Origin of the sequence: Pseudomonas sp. PSPC3-2 (genome assembly GCF_049897085.1) — a bacterium.
Lineage (GTDB): Bacteria > Pseudomonadota > Gammaproteobacteria > Pseudomonadales > Pseudomonadaceae > Aquipseudomonas > Aquipseudomonas paraveronii.
In genome coordinates this window covers 1-16,603 of record NZ_JAFCVO010000032.1, presented here as the reverse complement: position 1 = coordinate 16,603, position 16,603 = coordinate 1, and the positions used below count along the sequence as shown (strand labels likewise).

At 63.0% G+C, this 16,603-nt stretch carries 15 protein-coding genes and 1 pseudogene; 4 read left to right on the top strand and 12 right to left on the bottom strand.

Features of this window, described 5'->3' with window-relative positions; genetic code table 11:
- Positions 1–316: 316 nt before the first annotated feature.
- Positions 317–997 (top strand): Crp/Fnr family transcriptional regulator, encoded by a 681-nt coding sequence (locus tag ACP7CJ_RS28500; RefSeq protein WP_253395131.1) that lies wholly within the window; start codon positions 317–319, stop codon positions 995–997.
- A gap of 12 nt (positions 998–1,009) precedes the next feature.
- Here ACP7CJ_RS28500 and ACP7CJ_RS28495 read toward each other — a convergent pair whose 3' ends face one another.
- The 7 genes and pseudogenes from ACP7CJ_RS28495 to ACP7CJ_RS28465 form a co-directional block, all read right to left on the bottom strand.
- The gene (locus ACP7CJ_RS28495; protein WP_276193418.1) at positions 1,010–1,525 is read right to left on the bottom strand and encodes a nitrous oxide reductase accessory protein NosL; all 516 of its coding nucleotides are present in this window, start codon (positions 1,523–1,525) and stop codon (positions 1,010–1,012) included.
- A 30-nt stretch (positions 1,526–1,555) separates the two neighbouring features.
- Positions 1,556–2,386 (bottom strand): ABC transporter permease, encoded by an 831-nt coding sequence (locus ACP7CJ_RS28490; protein ID WP_276193419.1) that lies wholly within the window; start codon positions 2,384–2,386, stop codon positions 1,556–1,558.
- Complete coding sequence (locus ACP7CJ_RS28485) at positions 2,383–3,306, bottom strand: ABC transporter ATP-binding protein (protein WP_276197949.1); 924 nt, start codon at positions 3,304–3,306, stop codon at positions 2,383–2,385. Before ACP7CJ_RS28485 ends, ACP7CJ_RS28490 begins: the two co-directional genes overlap by 4 nt.
- Positions 3,306–4,571, bottom strand: a complete 1,266-nt coding sequence (locus tag ACP7CJ_RS28480) for a nitrous oxide reductase family maturation protein NosD (RefSeq protein WP_426103159.1) — start codon at positions 4,569–4,571, stop codon at positions 3,306–3,308. The genes ACP7CJ_RS28485 and ACP7CJ_RS28480 overlap by 1 nt, the downstream gene beginning before the upstream one ends.
- 141 nt (positions 4,572–4,712) lie before the next feature.
- Complete coding sequence (gene nosZ, locus ACP7CJ_RS28475; RefSeq protein ID WP_276193420.1) at positions 4,713–6,614, bottom strand: TAT-dependent nitrous-oxide reductase; 1,902 nt, start codon at positions 6,612–6,614, stop codon at positions 4,713–4,715.
- An 11-nt stretch (positions 6,615–6,625) separates the two neighbouring features.
- Positions 6,626–8,758, bottom strand: a complete 2,133-nt coding sequence (nosR, locus tag ACP7CJ_RS28470) for a transcriptional regulator NosR (RefSeq protein ID WP_426103157.1) — start codon at positions 8,756–8,758, stop codon at positions 6,626–6,628.
- A 135-nt stretch (positions 8,759–8,893) separates the two neighbouring features.
- Positions 8,894–9,862: pseudogene (locus tag ACP7CJ_RS28465) on the bottom strand (sigma 54-interacting transcriptional regulator); the annotation flags it as partial.
- A 61-nt stretch (positions 9,863–9,923) separates the two neighbouring features.
- On the opposite strand from ACP7CJ_RS28465, the gene ACP7CJ_RS28460 reads away from it, so the two are divergent.
- The 3 genes from ACP7CJ_RS28460 (at position 9,924) to ACP7CJ_RS28450 (ending at position 11,527) form a co-directional block, all read left to right on the top strand.
- Complete coding sequence (locus tag ACP7CJ_RS28460) at positions 9,924–10,523, top strand: hemerythrin domain-containing protein (protein ID WP_426103155.1); 600 nt, start codon at positions 9,924–9,926, stop codon at positions 10,521–10,523.
- Between the two features lie 132 nt (positions 10,524–10,655).
- Positions 10,656–11,339 (top strand): Crp/Fnr family transcriptional regulator, encoded by a 684-nt coding sequence (locus ACP7CJ_RS28455; RefSeq protein ID WP_276193424.1) that lies wholly within the window; start codon positions 10,656–10,658, stop codon positions 11,337–11,339.
- Complete coding sequence (locus ACP7CJ_RS28450) at positions 11,336–11,527, top strand: protein DnrP (protein WP_276193426.1); 192 nt, start codon at positions 11,336–11,338, stop codon at positions 11,525–11,527. Before ACP7CJ_RS28455 ends, ACP7CJ_RS28450 begins: the two co-directional genes overlap by 4 nt.
- Here the strand turns inward: ACP7CJ_RS28450 and ACP7CJ_RS28445 are convergent.
- From ACP7CJ_RS28445 to ACP7CJ_RS28425, 5 genes are all read right to left on the bottom strand, one after another.
- Positions 11,521–13,362 (bottom strand): nitric oxide reductase activation protein NorD, encoded by a 1,842-nt coding sequence (locus tag ACP7CJ_RS28445; RefSeq protein WP_426103153.1) that lies wholly within the window; start codon positions 13,360–13,362, stop codon positions 11,521–11,523. The genes ACP7CJ_RS28450 and ACP7CJ_RS28445 overlap by 7 nt on opposite strands.
- A gap of 65 nt (positions 13,363–13,427) precedes the next feature.
- Complete coding sequence (locus tag ACP7CJ_RS28440) at positions 13,428–14,849, bottom strand: cbb3-type cytochrome c oxidase subunit I (RefSeq protein ID WP_276193428.1); 1,422 nt, start codon at positions 14,847–14,849, stop codon at positions 13,428–13,430.
- Between the two features lie 3 nt (positions 14,850–14,852).
- Positions 14,853–15,293 (bottom strand): c-type cytochrome, encoded by a 441-nt coding sequence (locus ACP7CJ_RS28435; RefSeq protein ID WP_276193430.1) that lies wholly within the window; start codon positions 15,291–15,293, stop codon positions 14,853–14,855.
- A 140-nt stretch (positions 15,294–15,433) separates the two neighbouring features.
- A complete protein-coding gene (locus ACP7CJ_RS28430) occupies positions 15,434–15,868 on the bottom strand; it encodes a DcrB-related protein (protein ID WP_426103151.1) in 435 nt (144 codons plus the stop codon).
- 15 nt (positions 15,869–15,883) lie between these two features.
- Positions 15,884–16,603: type VI secretion system Vgr family protein (locus tag ACP7CJ_RS28425; RefSeq protein ID WP_426103149.1), on the bottom strand; the 720-nt coding region annotated here is incomplete at its 5' end.

The following is a 16,603-nucleotide window of genomic DNA, read 5'->3' as shown; positions in this document are numbered from 1 at the left end:
TTGAGTTTGAACTCACTCGAATAAGATTTACGCATATCCAAACACCTCAGATTTGGGCGCCATCATAGCGCCCGATTGAAGTGTCCAAAATCATTAGGCCAGTTCAGCTTGCTCCCGATAGCGGTGCATCAGTCATGCATGTAGTGGCTGACACATTGCTATCGGGAGCAAGCCCCCTCCCACTTTTTTGACCGGTCAGGCCGGCTACTGGGGCGCCCCGTTAACCCAAACTCGCCAAACGCGGGAAGAGGTACCCCCTTCGAGGCATATCCCCAAACCCCGGGCCGCCCTACCCTGATGACCCGTGGAGGCCCTTATGCTCACCCATCCCCAAATCGTTCTAACCCTGCGCCGGCATCACCTGTTCAGCCGGTTGCCTGAAAAAACCTTTCAGGATGTCTGCACCCTGGCCAGTCTCAGGCGCTTGCCCAATCACACTCCGCTCATGCACCAGGGCGATCCCGCCGATCGGTTCTTTCTGCTGGTCAGCGGCCAAATCAAGCTGCACCGGGTCACGGGCGAAGGTCAGGAGCATCTGGTGGAAGTCATCCACCCCGGCCAGACGTTTGCCGAAGCGCTGCTGTTCACCCAGGCCAAGGCGTACCCGGTGAGTGGTACCGCGCTCAAGGACAGCGTCCTGGTGAGCATCGAAGGCCAACACTATCGCCGGGCGCTGGAAGACCAGCCGGCCATTTGCCTGGCGATTCTGGCGAGCATGAGTATTCACCTGCATCAGCGCCTCCAGGACATCGACACCCTGACCCTGGCCAATGCCAGCCGCCGGGTGATCAATTTCCTGTTCCAGGAGCGCGACGGCGTCAACAGCGAGGTGGTGTTGCAGGTGCCCAAGCGCCTGGTGGCGTCGAAGCTGGGGATTCAGCCGGAGACGTTTTCGAGGATTCTGCATCGGCTGGTGGAAGGCGGGTTGATCGAGGTGCGCCAGCGCACCATTCGAATCCTCAACGAAGAGCAGTTGATGGGGTATCAAGCCGGTTGATACCCCTCGCGGTCAATGCCCGCTGTGCATCATCGGCATCGGTTGCTGCAACAGCGCCAGGTCGATCTGCTCGAAACGCAACAGCCGGCCACCGGTGTCCGCCGCGACTTTCTGCGCCTTCGCCTCATCGGCAAACGAAGCCAGCACCACGCCCATGGCGCCCTTGAGCCCGGTGCCGATCACGTAGTACGCGGTGCGGGCGTCGATCAGGTGCTTGTCGTCCGGTGCATCCCACTGGCTGCGGCCCATGTCATGCACGTACAACTTGGCGTCGTCGTGGCGGTTTTCCGGTTGCAGCCACCAGCCGAGCATTTCGGCGGTGGAACAGAATTTCTTCACCCCGTCTCGCGCTACCACTTGGCCCTTGGGCCCGGGAAATGGGTTGATCACCATGCCGCAGACGTGGCACTCGTCGTTCGGATGAAACGCCACCGGCGCTTCGCTGAAGCTCGACTCCTGCACCTTGTCGCAAGCGGTCACCAACAAGCCGACCAGCAAGGCCGCGACTACCCGTGTCTTGAAACCCATATCACTCACTCCAACAGTCATAAAAAGTCCTTACGCCGCACGGCGCCGGAACAACCCATAGGCCAGCGCCAGCGGCACGGCCACCCACCCCAGCAGGCACGCCCACAGGGCCAGCGGCGGCACGTCGAGGTCCGACCCCAGGGCCATGACCCCCACGGACTGGGTGCCCGTGCCGAAACCGGAAAGGTTGATCAGCCGATACACGTCGGTGGGGTTGAGCAGCAGCAACCAAGGCAGCCCCTGCGGGTTGAACTGGCCTTTGCTGAGCACCAGCAAGGCCAGCAGCGCCAGGTCGAAGACCAGCACGAAGTAGAACCACACGCCCAGCGCCAGCCCGGCGGCGGTGGATTTTTCTGCGCACAGGCTGCTCAAGCCATAGGCCATCCCGAGAAAGCACCAACCCAACAAGGCCGAGGTCAGCATGAACCGGCCGAAGGCCCAGAGCAGCATGGCGAAATCCACGTCGTCGACCAGCAGCGCAATGGCGAGCATCGCGCAGCCGAAGCCGAGTACCGTGGCCAGCGCGAGGATCAGCCCATGGCCGACGAACTTGCCGAGCAGGATCTGCCCGCGCCCCAAGGGGTAGGTGAGCAGCAGCAACAAGGTGCCGCTCTCGTCTTCGCCGACGATCGCGTCATAGGCCAGCAACAGCGCGATCAGCGGCATCAGGAACGTCGCCAGGCTGGCCAGGCTGGCGATGGTCGCCGGGATCGAGGTGAAGCCCAGTTGCCCGGCAGCGGCGGCGCCGAGCCAGGCGATGCCAATGGCCAGGACCGCGAACAACAGGCTGATCGCCAACAGCCAACGGTTACGCAGGCCGTCGCAAAATTCTTTGCGGGCCATGTTCCAGATCGGGCTCATAAGGCCACCTCCTGTGCCGTGACCATCGCGCCGTCCATGTAATGCCGGTAGATGTCTTCGAGGGACGGCGGCAGGATTTCCACGTCGCTGGGGCTGTCTTCGGCCAGCAGTTGACGCAGCAGTTGCACCTTGCTGCCGTTGTGCGCCGCCACTTGCAGCCCTTCGACGCCCCAGCGCCGGGTAACATGGCCGGCGGCGTTCCAGCGTTGTTGCAGCAGCTCGACGCGCTGCAAGCCGCTGGTGCGAATCAGCGTCGGCAAGCCGGCCTCGGCGCGCAATTGCGCCAGGCTGCCCAAGGCCAGCAGGCGGCCCTGGGTGAGGATCGCCGCGCGGTTGATGTGCGCCTCGACGCCCGGCAGCACATGGGAACACAGGATGGTACTGGTGCCGGCCGCACGCAGGCGGTCGAGCAGGCGATACAGGTCCTGGGTGGCGAACGGGTCGAGGCCCACGGTGGGTTCGTCGAGCAGCAACAGGCGTGGCTCGCCGAGCAAGGCCTGGGCCAGCCCGAGGCGCTGGCGCATGCCCTTGGAATAGGTCTTCACCCGCCGCCCCGCCGCCGCTGTCAGGCCGACGTCGTCCAGCAGGCGGTCGACCTGATGCATCGGCGCGCCCTTGAGCCGGGCAAAGTGGCGCAGGGTTTCGACGCCGCTCAACTGTGCGTAGAACGTGACGTTTTCCGGCAGGTAACCGAGCCAGCGGCGCACGTGGGGGTCACTCGGCGCACGGCCGAACACCCGCACCTCGCCGGCGCTGGCGCGCAGCAAGCCAAGGACCAGTTTCATCGCGGTGGTCTTGCCCGCGCCGTTGTGCCCGAACAACCCCAACACTTCCCCGGGGGCCAGGCTCAGGTTCAGGTCGTGCAGCACCGTGGCACGCCCGTAGCACTGGCTGACGCCTTCGATCTCGACGACATTCATCATGCAGGTTCCTTATGCGTGGGGGCTTGCATCAGAGGGTGGCTGTCCATCACTCCCGGCGACTTCATCACCGGAAACGCACGTTGCACCCAGCGCAGCAACTCAATGCCGGGGCTGTTCATCAACAGCCGTACCTGGGGGTACATCCACAGCAAGCGGTCGACGTTGTCGTTCGGCTCATAAGCCACATCGCCCAGGCCATCGCCGTTGCGGTCCCAGCCGAGGTAGTCGCTCCAGTAGTTGCCCCGGCCGTCCGCCGACCATTCCTGCAAGCGGCTGGCGACGTATTTGACCTGGCGCTGGTTGTCGATGAAGGCGTTGCCGGCGATGCGGTTGTCTTCGGAGCCGGCGGTCAGGTGGATGCCCACCGCGCTGCGGGCGAAGCGGTTGTGTTCGATGCGGTTGAACAGCGAGTTGTAGATGAACAGCGCCTTGCCTTCGCCGCCGGCGATCATGGTGTCGCCGGTGGAGCCGTCGCGCACATCGGTGACGACGTTGTCCTGCAAGGTCGAATAGGTGATGTAGTTCATCAGGATGCCGTAGTTCTGGTCCTGCTCGGAGCGATTGCCGATCACCGTCAGCTTGCGGCTTTGCATCAAGGCATAGCCGGTGCGGGTGCGGCGCGTGGTGTTGCCCAGGACCTGGTTGTCGTTGGCGAACATGTAGTGGATGCCGTAGCGCAGATCTTCCAGGGTGTTGCCTTGCAGCAGGTTGCCGTTGGAGGTGTCGATGTAGATGCCGTCGCGGGTGTCGCGCACGTGGTTATCGATGACGCGGGCACCGTGTACGGCGTACAGGTGAATGCCATTGCCACGGTCCTGGGAGCGTACCGAGGTATCGCCCTGGATGCGGTTGCCGATCAGGCTCACGTCCTGGGTGCCGTCGACCCAGATGCCAAAGCCCTGGCCTTGCAGGCGGTTGCCCAGCAGTTGCGCGCCGCGGGCCTGGGGTTGGATGAAGACACCGGCGTTCATGGCCGTGAGGTCGTCGCCCCAATCGAGGAACGTGCAGCCTTGGACGCTGACATCCGGCGCGCTGATCAGCAGGCCGTTGCCCTGCCCTTCGGCCTGGAAGAGGGCGCCGGGGGCGCAGGTCAATTGCAGCGGTTGGTCGATGCGAAACGAGCCCCGGTATTCGCCGGCAGGCAGGCGCCAGTGGTTGGGGCCGTCGGCTTGCAGGGGTAAGTCGGTGATGGGGCGCACGCCAGCGTTCACCCCGAACGAGAGCAGTGCGAGCCCTATCAAGGTGATGAGTGATCGAGCCACAGTGATGTCCTTAAACTGAATGCGGCTAAATGTGGGAGGGGGCTTGCTCCCGATGAGGGTGTATCAGTTGATGCATCCTTGGCTGATTCACCGCCATCGGGAGCAAGCGCCCTCCCACCTTTGTCCTGCTGTGTCCTTGTGTCAGGCGCGCTCGACCTTCATCCGCCCGACCATCTCCATGTGCAGGGCATGGCAGAACCAGCTGCAGTAGTACCAATGCAGCCCCGGTTTGTCGGCAATGAACGTGATCGACGAGGTCTGCTGCGGGCTGATCTCCATGCTCACGCCGTGGTTGACCATGACAAAGCCGTGGGTCACGTCTTCGATCATGTCGATGTTGGTGATGGTCACGGTGACTTCATCGCCCTGTTTGACGGTGAACTCCGTGAGCCCGTAAGCCGGGGCCATGGAGGTCATGTACACGCGCACCTTGTTGCCGTCGCGGATCACCTTGCTGTCGGTTTCCAGGTTGATCCCGTCCTTCTTGGCGATGGCTACCGTCTCGGCGAAGAACGGATCGTTGCGCTCCCAGATTTTCTTGGTCTTGATCTGGTCGCGGCGCGCCATCGCACAGTCGTGGGGTTCGGCGAAGGCCGGGCCGTCGTGGACCAGTTTCATTTCATCGCCGGAGATGTCGATCAACTGGTCGTTCTCCGGGTGCAGCGGGCCGGTCGGCAGGAAGCGGTCCTTGGAGAACTTGCTCAATACCACCAACCACTGGCCGTCGGCGTCACGGGTTTCGGTCAGCGACGCATGGTTGTGGCCCGGCTGGTACTGCACATCGAGCTTCTGCTTGATGTAGTTGACCTTCTCGCCGCCATAGGCGCGGATGGCCTCGGCGATATTCCACTTGACCACCTGGCTGTCGATGAACAGCGTCGTGTAGGCAAAGCCGCGCCCGTCGTAGGTGGTGTGCAGCGGGCCCAGGCCCAGTTCCGGTTCACCGACCACCACGCCGCGCGGGTCGGTGATCTTGCCACTAAACAGGTCGTCGAGTTTGTCGATGGCGATGATGGTGCAGGTCGGCGACAGCTTGCCGTTGGCGATGAAGTACTTGCCATCCGGCGAGGTGTTGCAGCCGTGGGGGTTCTTCGGCACCGGAATGTAGCGGGTGAATTCGCTGTCCTTGCCGTCCTCGGATTTGCGCCCGTCCACCACGGGCACCTTGACGCCGTCCACACTGATGAACTTGCCGGCCTTGATCGCCGCTTCGATGCGCGGGATGTTGAACACCACCACCCAGTCGCGCTCGTTACGCATCATGCCGGCCAGGTCGGTGGCCTTTTCCGAGTTGTAGCAGGTGGCCGCCGCGTACTTGCCGGTGTAGTCCATGTCGGCGTTGTCGAGGTTGCCGTCGACGATCACCTGGAACGCCATTTCCATTTTCTCGGCGTCGATGGCATTGAACATGGTGAAGGCGTTGCGATCCTGCAGGTCGAAGCTGTGGCCGTCATTGGGGTGCGGGATGATGAACTCGGCGTTGCAGAACACGTACTTGGTGTAGGGCACCTTTTGCAGGCGCAGGCCGTGGATGGCCTGGACGTTCGGTACGGTGAGGATTTTGTCGCACTTCATGATGTCCAGGCGGATGCGCGCCACCCGGCTGTTGGCCTTGTCATTGATAAACAGGTACTTGCCGTCGTAGCGGCCATCGGTGGTGGACAAGTGCGGGTGGTGGCAATCGCCGTTGCGGTACTTGGCGCCCTCGCCGAGGATGCGCTTGCTCTCGTTGGTCAGGCCCCAGCCGGTGGCCGAGTCGACGTTGAACACCGGGATGCGCATCAGCTCGCGCATCGACGGGATGCCCAGCACCCGCACTTCGCCCTGGTGGCCGCCACTCCAGAAGCCGTAGTAATCGTCGAGCTGGCCGGGTTCTACATGGATTTTCGATTTGGCGTCCTTGGCCGCCGCCGCGAAGGATTCACGGGTAAACACCGCGCCGCCGAGCGCCGACGCACCCGCCAGCACAGCGCCAGTCACCGCACCGGTGCCGAGGAAACTGCGCCGGGTCAGGCCGTCATGTTTATCGTCTGTATCGTTCATGGGTTGCTCCTTCAAGTGTTGGGATTTATCTGCACTACGGGAATCTGTACGGGCGCCGCCTTGTTGCGCTTCTTGCGTTTGTTGATCAGCGGCGGGCACTTGTTTTCGTTGTGCCAGGTCATCTGGCAGTCGAGGCAGTAGTGGCATTCGTTGGCGTTGATATGGCCGTCCGGGTGGATCGCCTGGATCTCGCATTCCTTGGCGCACAGTTGGCATGGGTTGCCACATTCCTGGCGACGCTTGAGCCAGTCGAACAGGCGGAACTTGCTCGGAATCGCCAGGGCGGCGCCGAGGGGACAGAGGTAGCGGCAGTAGACTTTGCGGGTGAACAGGTTGATCACCAGCAACGCCACGGCGTAGAGCACGAACCACCACTGGCGATCGAACTTGAGGGTGATGGCGGTCTTGAACGGTTCCACTTCGGCAAAGCGTTCGGCGGTGGCCATGGATTCCAGCGAGAGGCCGAACAGCACCAGCAGGATCAGGTACTTGATCGCCCACAGCCGTTCATGCACCGCGAAAGGCAATTCGAACTGGCGGATCTTCAGACGGCGCGCGGCTTCGTTGAGCAGTTCCTGCAAGGCCCCGAACGGGCACAGCCAGCCGCAGAACACCCCACGCCCCCACAGCAGGATGCTGGCGGCGGTGAAGACCCAGAGCATGAAGATCAGCGGGTCGGTGAGGAACAACTCCCAACGAAAGTCCTGCACCAGCGCATGCACGAAGGTCAGCACATTGACCACCGACAACTGCCCCAGCGCATACCCGCCGACGAACCCCACGGTAAACAGCAGATAACCCCGGCGCAGCCAGTGCAGCAGACGCGGGCGCCGGGCCAGGCTGTCCTGCAGGAACAGGATCGCAGTGAGCAGCAGCAGCGCGACGCCGAGCACGATGATCTGGGCCTGCTTCTGGTACCAGATGCTCAACCACAGCGGGCGGCTGGCCTCATCCAGCGCGGCTTGTTCGGCGGCGGTGGGCAGCGGCCGCTCCAGGTACTGTTCGGGCATCTGGTAAGGCAATTCGAAGCTGCTGAACGTGCCGCTGACCGGACCGGTCTGGCGCCGCACCAGCAACTCTAGGGTCCAGGCCGAACCCGGGTCGAAGCCGGCCTGCGGACGCACGATGAATATCGACATCTCGTCGAAAGCCGGCATGCCCTCGGCGTAGACATCGTCGATGCGCTGGTGGTCGAGGTCACGGAAGCTGATCACGTTGCCGAACTGGCGCAACTGCACCCGGTCGAAAATCCCGCCACGCACGTAACCCGAGCCCTTGAACGAAAACAGCCCACGGCCGAGTACCGCGATGGCCTGTTCGCCGGGTTTGAGCCCCTGCATCAAGCTGCGGTAGTGCGCCTCGCCCAACAGGTTACGGCCGATGCTCGGCGGGTTGAGGTCGGCCACATAAAGCTCGATGAACGTCTCGTCCGCCGCCTCGGCGCCTTCGGCGGCGGTGTCCTTGAAGGCCGCGTCGACCTGGCCACGGGTCAAAAGCAGGCGGCGGATCGCGCCATTGCCGGTCAATTGCGCCCAGGTGGCGGGGTCAAACCGATCAGTGCGGATCAGCGCAACTTTCTGCGCGGTAGCGGCCGTGCCGTCGATCAGCTTGAGCCACACCGCCACCTCACGGGCTGCCCGCATCACCACTTCATTGACCACCATCGCGGTCACGGTCGCGCCGGCAATCGCGTCCACCGTCACCGCCTTCGGGTCACTGGAACGCCCGACTACCACGCGCTGGCGCACATCGACGCCGGAATAGTGCGCGGTGAACTCGTGCAGTTTGATCTCGGGAATACCGATCAACAGGATCGGCTCGTGGTGTTCCAGCACGTAGGCATCGCGGATCACCCCGGCGGTGTCGAGGATCACCTGGGTGTTGATCGGTTTACCTGAATACGCCGGGATCGCCACCACATCCAGGCTCTGGAACACATAGCCGATGGGCTTGCCCGCCGTCGAAATGGTGCGCACCTTGAACGGGCCGTCCGGTGCGGAGACCGCATCCTGGGCGGGAAAGGTGCGCTCGATACGCTGCTGTTCGATGTCGCCGTAAGACCGGGCCTGGGCGGTGAAGCTGGTGATGAGCAACACCACCAGCACAGTCAGCCAGTGGCGTGTCAAGCGCGCGGAGCGAGTCATGGAGTCCCTTGAGGCGTCGGGCTGAAGATGGGACGGATGGTAGGAGCGATGCTGGCGAGTGGCCCTTGACCAGAATCAAGTCGGGCCTGGCGCAGGTGCGACGGATGCGCACGGCTGGCGCGTTGCCGCCCCCCCTTACTTGAGCTTCAGGCGCCGCGCCAGTTTGTGCAGGTTGCTGGCGTCCACGCCAAGCAAGCGCGCAGCACTCGCCCAATTGCCGGCGCAGTGCTCCAGGGCGTGGCGAATGTTCCAGCGCTGGCACTCGTCCACCGCCACCGCCAAGGGTTGGAAGGACTCAATCGATGACGCGGGCAAGGCGCGTTCAGCCGCGACGACGGCCGCGTCCAGGCCCAGGGCGTGCGGCTCCAGGCAGATCACCGAACTGCGCGGTTCAGCACGGCTGAGCTGTTTCAACGCGGCGCGACTGATCACGTGCTCCAGCTCGCGCACATTGCCCGGCCAGGGGTAATCGAGCAGCACCCGTTGCGCCGCTGGCGATAGCTGCAGGTCACGCAAGCCCAGGCGCTCACGGCTGAGCTCGACGAAATGCCGCGCCAGCAACCACACGTCCTCGCCGCGCTCGCGCAACGCCGGGATCGGCACCGGGTACACCGACAGCCGGTGATACAGGTCGGCGCGAAACAGGCCGTCGCGCACGCTGTCCGGTAGGTGGCGATTGGTCGCGGCGATGATGCGCACGTCCACATGCAATGGCCGATCGGCGCCCAGGCGTTGGATCTCGCCATTCTCCAGGGTACGCAGCAGCTTGGCCTGGACGCTCCAGGGCAATTCGCCGACCTCATCGAGGAACAAGGTGCCGCCGTTGGCCGCATCGAACCGCCCGGCACGGTCGTGGGTGGCGCCGGAGAAAGCCCCCTTGACGTGACCGAACAGCTCGCTTTCGGCCAACGCCTCCGGCAGCGCGGCGCAGTTGACCTGCACCAAAGGCGTGTTGCAGCGGCGCGACAGGCGATGCAGGCGCCGTGCGAACAACTCTTTGCCGACCCCGGTTTCGCCGAGCAACAACACCGGCAACTGCGTTTCGGCCAGCAGCGCCAGCTCGTCGAGCAACTGCAGCAACACCGGGCTTTGGCCGAGGATGCCGTCGGGCGGCGCGGTCATTTCGACCCTCCTGGGGTTCACAACACCCTGACAACCTGTGGTCATGATTACCTTGCTCCGGGATATATCGTTATTTTTCAATCAGTTGAAATTGGCACGCCACGTGCAATCACCGGTGTATATCCGTACCGCCGATGAGGAAAGCCCGATGCGCGTGAGCGACTGGAACACCCAACCCCAGGACCACTTGATCGACCATCTGCTGACGCGCTACCACGCGCGTCATCGCGAGCAATTGCCGGAACTGGTGCGCCTGGCGAGCCGCGTCGAACAGGTCCACGGCCACCACCTGCAATGCCCCAACGGCCTGGCCGACCTGCTGCACGATATGCAGCAGGAACTGGAGAGCCACATGCTCAAGGAAGAGCAGGTGCTGTTCCCGATGCTGCAAATGGGCATGGGCCCCCAGGCGGCGACGCCGATCCAGGTGATGCGCTACGAGCACGACCAGCACGCCGAGGCGCTGGAGCAGCTGTTAAGCCTGACGAACCAGATCACCCCGCCGGCCGAGGCCTGTAACACCTGGCGCAGCCTGTACCGCGAGCTGAGCGCCTTTCATGCCGACCTGCGCGAACACATCCGCCTGGAGAACGACATACTGTTCGCCAACGCCGCGCCCGGCCTCGTACCGGCCCGCGCATAGCGCACGTGCTCAACCGATCACTGCGACGATCGTGCAACGTTGCCTGTGCGTTGCCCTTGTCGAGGATCAAGTACGACCGACGCCAACAGGATTATCCTCGGACATCCCTTCCCGTCATTCCCCGAGGTCAAGATGGTGCTCCATCGCGTTCATCACCAAATCCTGCGCAGCCACCACTTGTTCGAGCCCCTGGACGAGGTGCAACTGAACGAACTGATGAGCAGCAGCCAATTGCTCAGTGTCGATAAAGGCGAACCACTGTTTCGCCAGGGCGAACCGGCCGACGCGTTCTACTTCGTGATCGCCGGCGCAGTGAAAATCTACCGCCTCACCCCGGACGGCCAGGAGAAGGTGTTCGAGGTGATCGGCGAGCGGCAGACCTTTGCCGAAGCCATGATGCTGATGGATACGCCCAACTACGTGGCCTGCGCCGAAGCGGTATGCCCCACGCAGTTGTACCGGTTGTCCAACGCCACCTACATGCGTTTGCTGCAAAGCAACAGCCGCCTGACCTTCGCCCTGCTCGGCACGTTGTGCGTGCGCCTGCACCAGCGGGTCAACGAGATCGAAACCCTGTCGCTGAAAAACGCCACCCACCGCGTGGTGCGCTACCTGCTCACGCAACTGGTGCGCCTGCAAAGCACCAACTGCAGCTTTGAGCTGCCGATGGCCAAGCAATTGATTGCCGGGCACCTGTCGATCCAGCCGGAGACCTTTTCGCGGATTATCCGACGCTTGATCGACGAGAAAATCATCACCCAGGACGGCCGGCAGATCGCGATTCTCGACCGCCCGCGCCTAGAGCAATTCGAGTGAAAACCTGCCTGGTCTGCCAGCACGGCAACGCCGTGGAGCGCGACCTTTGCGAGCGCTGTGCCACGCCGCTGCCCGAGGCCCACGCCAGCACCCTGGCGCGCCGACTGAAGCGTTTCCAGTGGTTCTGCCTGGGCCTGACGCTGTTCTGCGCAGTGATGTTCTTCTGGTTACCCAGGGACTTTTACTGAGCCTCGGTCAACTGCCGATACAGCTGCGGCAGGCGCAGCGGCAATTGTTCCGGGCGATGGATCAGCGTGAAACCATGCGCGCCGAACATGTACGGCAGGTAGTCGCCGGCCTGTTTGTCGATGGTGATGCAGAACGGAATCAAGCCCTGGCGCCGCGCTTCGACCACCGCCTGGCGCGTGTCCTCCACGCCGTAACGGCCCTCATACAGGTCCAGGTCATTGGGCTTGCCATCGGTGATCAACAACAGCAACTTGCGCCGCTGCGGGCAGGCGCCCAGCAGTTGGGTGGCCTGGCGGATGGCCGCGCCCATGCGCGTGTAGTAACCCGGTTTGAGGCCCTGAATCGCGCCACGCGTGCGATCGTCATAGGCTTGCTGGAAGGTTTTGAGCACCTGCAAACGCACCTGATGCCGACGCAGCGAAGAAAACCCATACAACGCAAAGCGGTCCCCGGCCCCGGCCAGGCTTTCGCCGAACAGCAGCAGGCTGTCGCGTATCACATCGATGACCTTTTGCTCATCGTTGACATGGGCATCGGTAGACATCGACAGATCGGCCAGCAACAGGCACGCCAGGTCGCGGTGGGTGTGGCGCTGCTCAAGGAATAGCCCGCGCTCGGCGCAGGCGCCCTGCTGGCGCTCTACGTGAAAATCCAGCCAGGCTTGCAGGTCCACCTCTGACCCTTGAGGCTGCTGGCGCTTCCATTGGCGGTCGGTGCGCAAGCTCTGGAATTGCCGACGCAGGCGCTGGGCCTGGGCCTGCAACCGCGCGGGCAAGGGTTGCGGCGCGGCGCAACGCGGCTGCATCAATTGCAGGTTGACGAAGCCTGCCTGCAAGCACTGCCGCCGGTAGTCCCACTCGGGCAACTTGATGCCCTCGCCCAAGGGGATGTCGTCGACATCGGCGGGCGGCAGATCCAGGTGCAGCTTGAGCCCGCCGCTCTTGCGCACGCGCTGGCGCGACAGGCTCAACTGGTCGAGGTCTTCGGCGACACGGGCGGCGTCCGGGTCCTGGCTGTCGTCAGACCAGCGATCGAGGTCGACGTGTTCGCTCCAACTGAACAGGTTTTCCAGGCGCACCACCAACAGGCCGCCATCGCGGCTCGCGTCGTCAACGCGGGTGGCGCGCTTGGGCCCGCCTTGCTGCTCGCCGGACGGGGCTGACAGGTCGTCGCCCTCCTCCTCCACGTCGGTACTTTGCGGAGTGTCCAACTGCAGCGCCGGGTACAGCCATAACGGCAACGGCCAGGCGGCCCGCGCACTGCGCGGCAAGTGACGCACGCTGCCGGGTTCGCGCAGGGCCTTGCGCAAGGCCCGTTCCAGCGCGGCTTCATCGGGTTTGAGGCTGGCCGGGTCGGGGCGCAGTTGCAGGTGCGCCTCCACCAGGCGCTGGTAGCGCGGCAGCATCGCCGGGTAGCGCTGCAACAGCAGCCAGGTCCAGCGTTGGTTGTCGCGCGCCCAGTGGCTCATCGGCCCGGCGTGGGCCGCGAGCAACGCCAGCCAGCGATACAACTCGTGGTTCAGCGCCGCGTCGGGGAACACCGCGAGGCGCGCCGGCAAGCGCAGGCGGTTGCCGTCGCAAGAGGCCAAGGGCGCCTGTTTGCAGGTGCCGGCGATGCGCATCAACAGGTTGCGACGCAGCAACAGGTCGCGCTCGCAGGCCGCCTCCAGCGCCATCCCGCCGGCGCCGCCCAGGGCGCGAAACAACAGGGCCAGGCTGCGCTGATGGTCCGTCAGCGCGACCTGCGCCTCGGGGAAATCCACAGTGGCACGGCGGGTGATAAAACGGTGCCAGACGCTGCCGACCCACTCTTCCAATTCCAGGGTAAAGGCCATGACGTGTGCTCCAAACGTAAAACGGCCCGCTGTACCAGCCGGGCCGCCCTCTTAGGGATTGACGATCAATACACAATCGGCGCCGGCGCACCGGCGACAGCTTGGCGTTGGCGGAAGCTGTACAGGTAGCAGAGCAGCCCCAGCAGGAACACCACGCCACTGGCCAAGCGGGCCCAGAACAAGGCGGTCAAATGCTCGACCGTGGCCATGAACGGCAAGGCCACACCGTCCGCCGGCCAGCGCTGCAACCACACCTGCACCACGCCGGCAGCGGTGAGGAACAGGGTGATCATCACCATCGACAGCACCATCAGCCAGAAGCCCCAGATTTCAATGGTCTGCGAACGCGCATCGGGGGCTTCGCCGAGGCCGCGCAAGCGTGGCATGGCGTAGCTGATCAGGGTCATCACGATCATCGCGTAGGCCCCGAAGAACGCCAGGTGGCCGTGGGCCGCCGTGAGCTGGGTGCCGTGGGTGTAGAAGTTGACCGGTGCCAGGGTGTGCAGGAAGCCCCAGACCCCGGCACCGAAGAACGCTGTCACGGTGGTGCCCTTGGCCCACAAGGTGGCCGCGCGGTTCGGGTGCTGGCGCCGCCGACGTTTGACCATGGTGAAGGCGAACATCACCATCGCCAGGAACGGCAGCGGCTCCAGGGCCGAGAAGATCGAGCCGACCCACAGCCACACCTCGGGTGCGCCGATCCAGAAGAAGTGGTGCCCGGTGCCGATGATCCCGGTGATCAAGGCCATGGCGATGATCACGTACAGCCATTTTTCCACCACTTCACGGTCGACGCCGGTGACCTTGATCAGCACGAATGCCAGCATCGAGCCCATGATCAGTTCCCACACGCCTTCGACCCAAAGGTGCACCACCCACCACCAGTAGAATTTGTCGCGTGCGAGGTTGCCGGGGTTGTAGAAGGAGAACAGGAAGAACACCGCGAGGCCGATCAGGCCGGTCATCATCACCATGCTGACCGTGGTCTTGCGGCCCTTGAGCAGGGTCATGCCGATGTTGTAGAGAAAGCCCAGGCACACCACCACAATGCCCATTTTGGTAATGGTCGGTTGCTCGAGGAACTCGCGGCCCATGGTCGGCAACAGTTCGTTATGGGTCAGCTTGGCCAGCGCCGCATACGGCACCAGCAGGTAACCGAGGATGGTCAACACCCCGGCCGCGGCAAACACCCAGAACAGCACGATGGCCAGTTTGGGGCTGTGCAGTTCGCGGTCGGCCTCCTCGGGTATCAGGTAATAGGCGGCGCCCATGAAGCCGAACAACAGCCAGACGATCAACAGGTTGGTATGGACCATCCGCGCCACGTTGAAGGGGATCAACGGGAACAGAAAGTCGCCCACCACGTATTGCAGGCCCATGATCAGGCCAAACAGCACCTGGCCGACGAACAGGATCAAGGCAAACACAAAGTAGGGTTTGGCCACGGCCTGGGATTGGAATTTCAGATAGGGATTGGCGCTGCGCATGGCTCAGCCCTCCTTGTTCGGTGGCCAGTTATTGGTATCGATCTTCGAGCTCCATTTGAGGAACTCGGCCATGTCGTCCACCTCCTGGTCGCTGAGGTTGAATTGCGGCATGGCCCGACGCCCTGGCACCCCAAGGGGCTGCATTTTCATCCAGGCGTGCAGGAACGGTTTGAACCCTTCGTCACCCCCACGGCGCTTGAACACATTGCCCAGCTCCGGCGCAAAATATGCGCCCTCGCCCAACAGGGTGTGGCAACCGACGCAGTTGTTGCGCTCCCAGACGCCCTTGCCGCGGATCACGGAGTCAGTGAGCTGGTCGACGTTGCTGCGGGCGGGAAAGGTTTGTTCGGTGTGGTAGGTCAAGGCCAGGAAAATCAGGAAGAAGAACACGCTTCCTCCGAAATAGATGTTCCTGGCCATGCCCTTGGTGAAGGTCTCTGACATGGTCGCTTCCTCATGGCTTGGCGGTGGCCATGATAGGAAGGTGGGGGGTGAAAACCGCTTGATGGCGATCAAGAATTGTTGATCGGGGTGGTCGGGTATTCTTGGGGGATTGAGTAGCGGTCGGTTTGGCTCCGTTTGATTCAGGGTGCGGCGAAGCAGTTAAGCGTGCGCTTGAGCGTTGCCCAGTGAGCCGCTTCGGCGGGCCCGAGGGGTTGGGTCTTGACGTAACTCAACGCGATCAGGCGGCGTGTGCCCGGTAGTTGCAGCGCCAACTGGTACTGGTAAAAGCTGTCGCTGCCTTTGTTGAAACTGTTCTGCACTTCATAGGCATCGACATCCTGTGCGGTCCCCACCTTTATGGCTTGCACTGGCGAGTAACGAAGGTACTTCTCCTGTTGTTCGAGCGCTTTTAGCTGCGCTTGGAAGTTACTTTGCAACGTTTCGCCGTCCGCCAGCGGGCTACGGCTGACGACCAGCGTGGTGCCCAGGTGGGCGAACTTGAGGATATTGATCGAGGCATCCTGTACGGCGGCATCGGGCAAGGTGAATTGGGCTTCATTGATCAAGTAGTTCATGGTGCAAGTATCTCGTTATTGGCCGGCGCCCGGCGTGTCCGCAAATGTTGATTCGACGGCGTTATGGATAGTGGCTCGCACACCCTGCTGACCGGGTGATGTGCCCTTGTCACTGCCCTGGTTGATATCCAGTTTGCCTTGTGTCTGGATCTTGCTACTGCCGGAGGAAAACAGATTGAACGAGCCACAGGTCAGGTTGATGGCTCCGTCTGACGTGAGCTCAATCACACTGTCGCCGCACACCAGGCGAATACTGTCTCCAGCTTCGAGGGTATAGCGCGTGGCGGCGCTGTCGGATTTGGCGCCGCCCACCAGCACGGTGTCGTTGTTGCGTACTACGCGCAGGCGATTAGCGCCAATCGTCACCGTCTCGTTGTGCCCGATGCGCTTGTTGCGGTCATGCCCCACCGAGTGGCTCTCATCTACCTCAACCACGATGTCCTGATTCCGCTCGGCATGGATATACACCTGCTCCAACCCCTTCTTGTCCTCCATGCGGATTTCATTGAAGTTGGCCGGCGTGCCGCCCTTGCTCGAACGACTTTTCATGCCGCTCTGAGTCGCGTTCTCCGGCAAATCGTAGGGCACCGTCTGCTCCGCGTTATACACCCGCCCAGTAATGATCGGCCGGTCCGGGTCGCCTTCCAGAAAGCTCACAATCACCTCCTGGCCGATCCGTGGGATCTGCATCGAGCCCCAGTTCTTGCCGGCCCAGGACTGCGACACACGTATCCA

What these genes read in the sequence shown, in the direction of transcription:
- ACP7CJ_RS28500 (WP_253395131.1), top strand. Translation starts at nt 317, where the DNA reads ATGCTCACCCATCCCCAAATCGTTCTAACCCTGCGCCGGCATCACCTG.
- ACP7CJ_RS28460 (WP_426103155.1), top strand. Translation starts at nt 9,924, where the DNA reads ATGATTACCTTGCTCCGGGATATATCGTTATTTTTCAATCAGTTGAAA.
- ACP7CJ_RS28445 (WP_426103153.1), bottom strand. Translation starts at nt 13,362, where the DNA reads ATGGCCTTTACCCTGGAATTGGAAGAGTGGGTCGGCAGCGTCTGGCAC.
- ACP7CJ_RS28455 (WP_276193424.1), top strand. Translation starts at nt 10,656, where the DNA reads ATGGTGCTCCATCGCGTTCATCACCAAATCCTGCGCAGCCACCACTTG.
- nosZ (WP_276193420.1), bottom strand. Translation starts at nt 6,614, where the DNA reads ATGAACGATACAGACGATAAACATGACGGCCTGACCCGGCGCAGTTTC.
- ACP7CJ_RS28495 (WP_276193418.1), bottom strand. Translation starts at nt 1,525, where the DNA reads ATGGGTTTCAAGACACGGGTAGTCGCGGCCTTGCTGGTCGGCTTGTTG.
- ACP7CJ_RS28440 (WP_276193428.1), bottom strand. Translation starts at nt 14,849, where the DNA reads ATGCGCAGCGCCAATCCCTATCTGAAATTCCAATCCCAGGCCGTGGCC.
- ACP7CJ_RS28490 (WP_276193419.1), bottom strand. Translation starts at nt 2,386, where the DNA reads ATGAGCCCGATCTGGAACATGGCCCGCAAAGAATTTTGCGACGGCCTG.
- ACP7CJ_RS28435 (WP_276193430.1), bottom strand. Translation starts at nt 15,293, where the DNA reads ATGTCAGAGACCTTCACCAAGGGCATGGCCAGGAACATCTATTTCGGA.
- nosR (WP_426103157.1), bottom strand. Translation starts at nt 8,758, where the DNA reads ATGACTCGCTCCGCGCGCTTGACACGCCACTGGCTGACTGTGCTGGTG.
- ACP7CJ_RS28485 (WP_276197949.1), bottom strand. Translation starts at nt 3,306, where the DNA reads ATGAATGTCGTCGAGATCGAAGGCGTCAGCCAGTGCTACGGGCGTGCC.
- ACP7CJ_RS28430 (WP_426103151.1), bottom strand. Translation starts at nt 15,868, where the DNA reads ATGAACTACTTGATCAATGAAGCCCAATTCACCTTGCCCGATGCCGCC.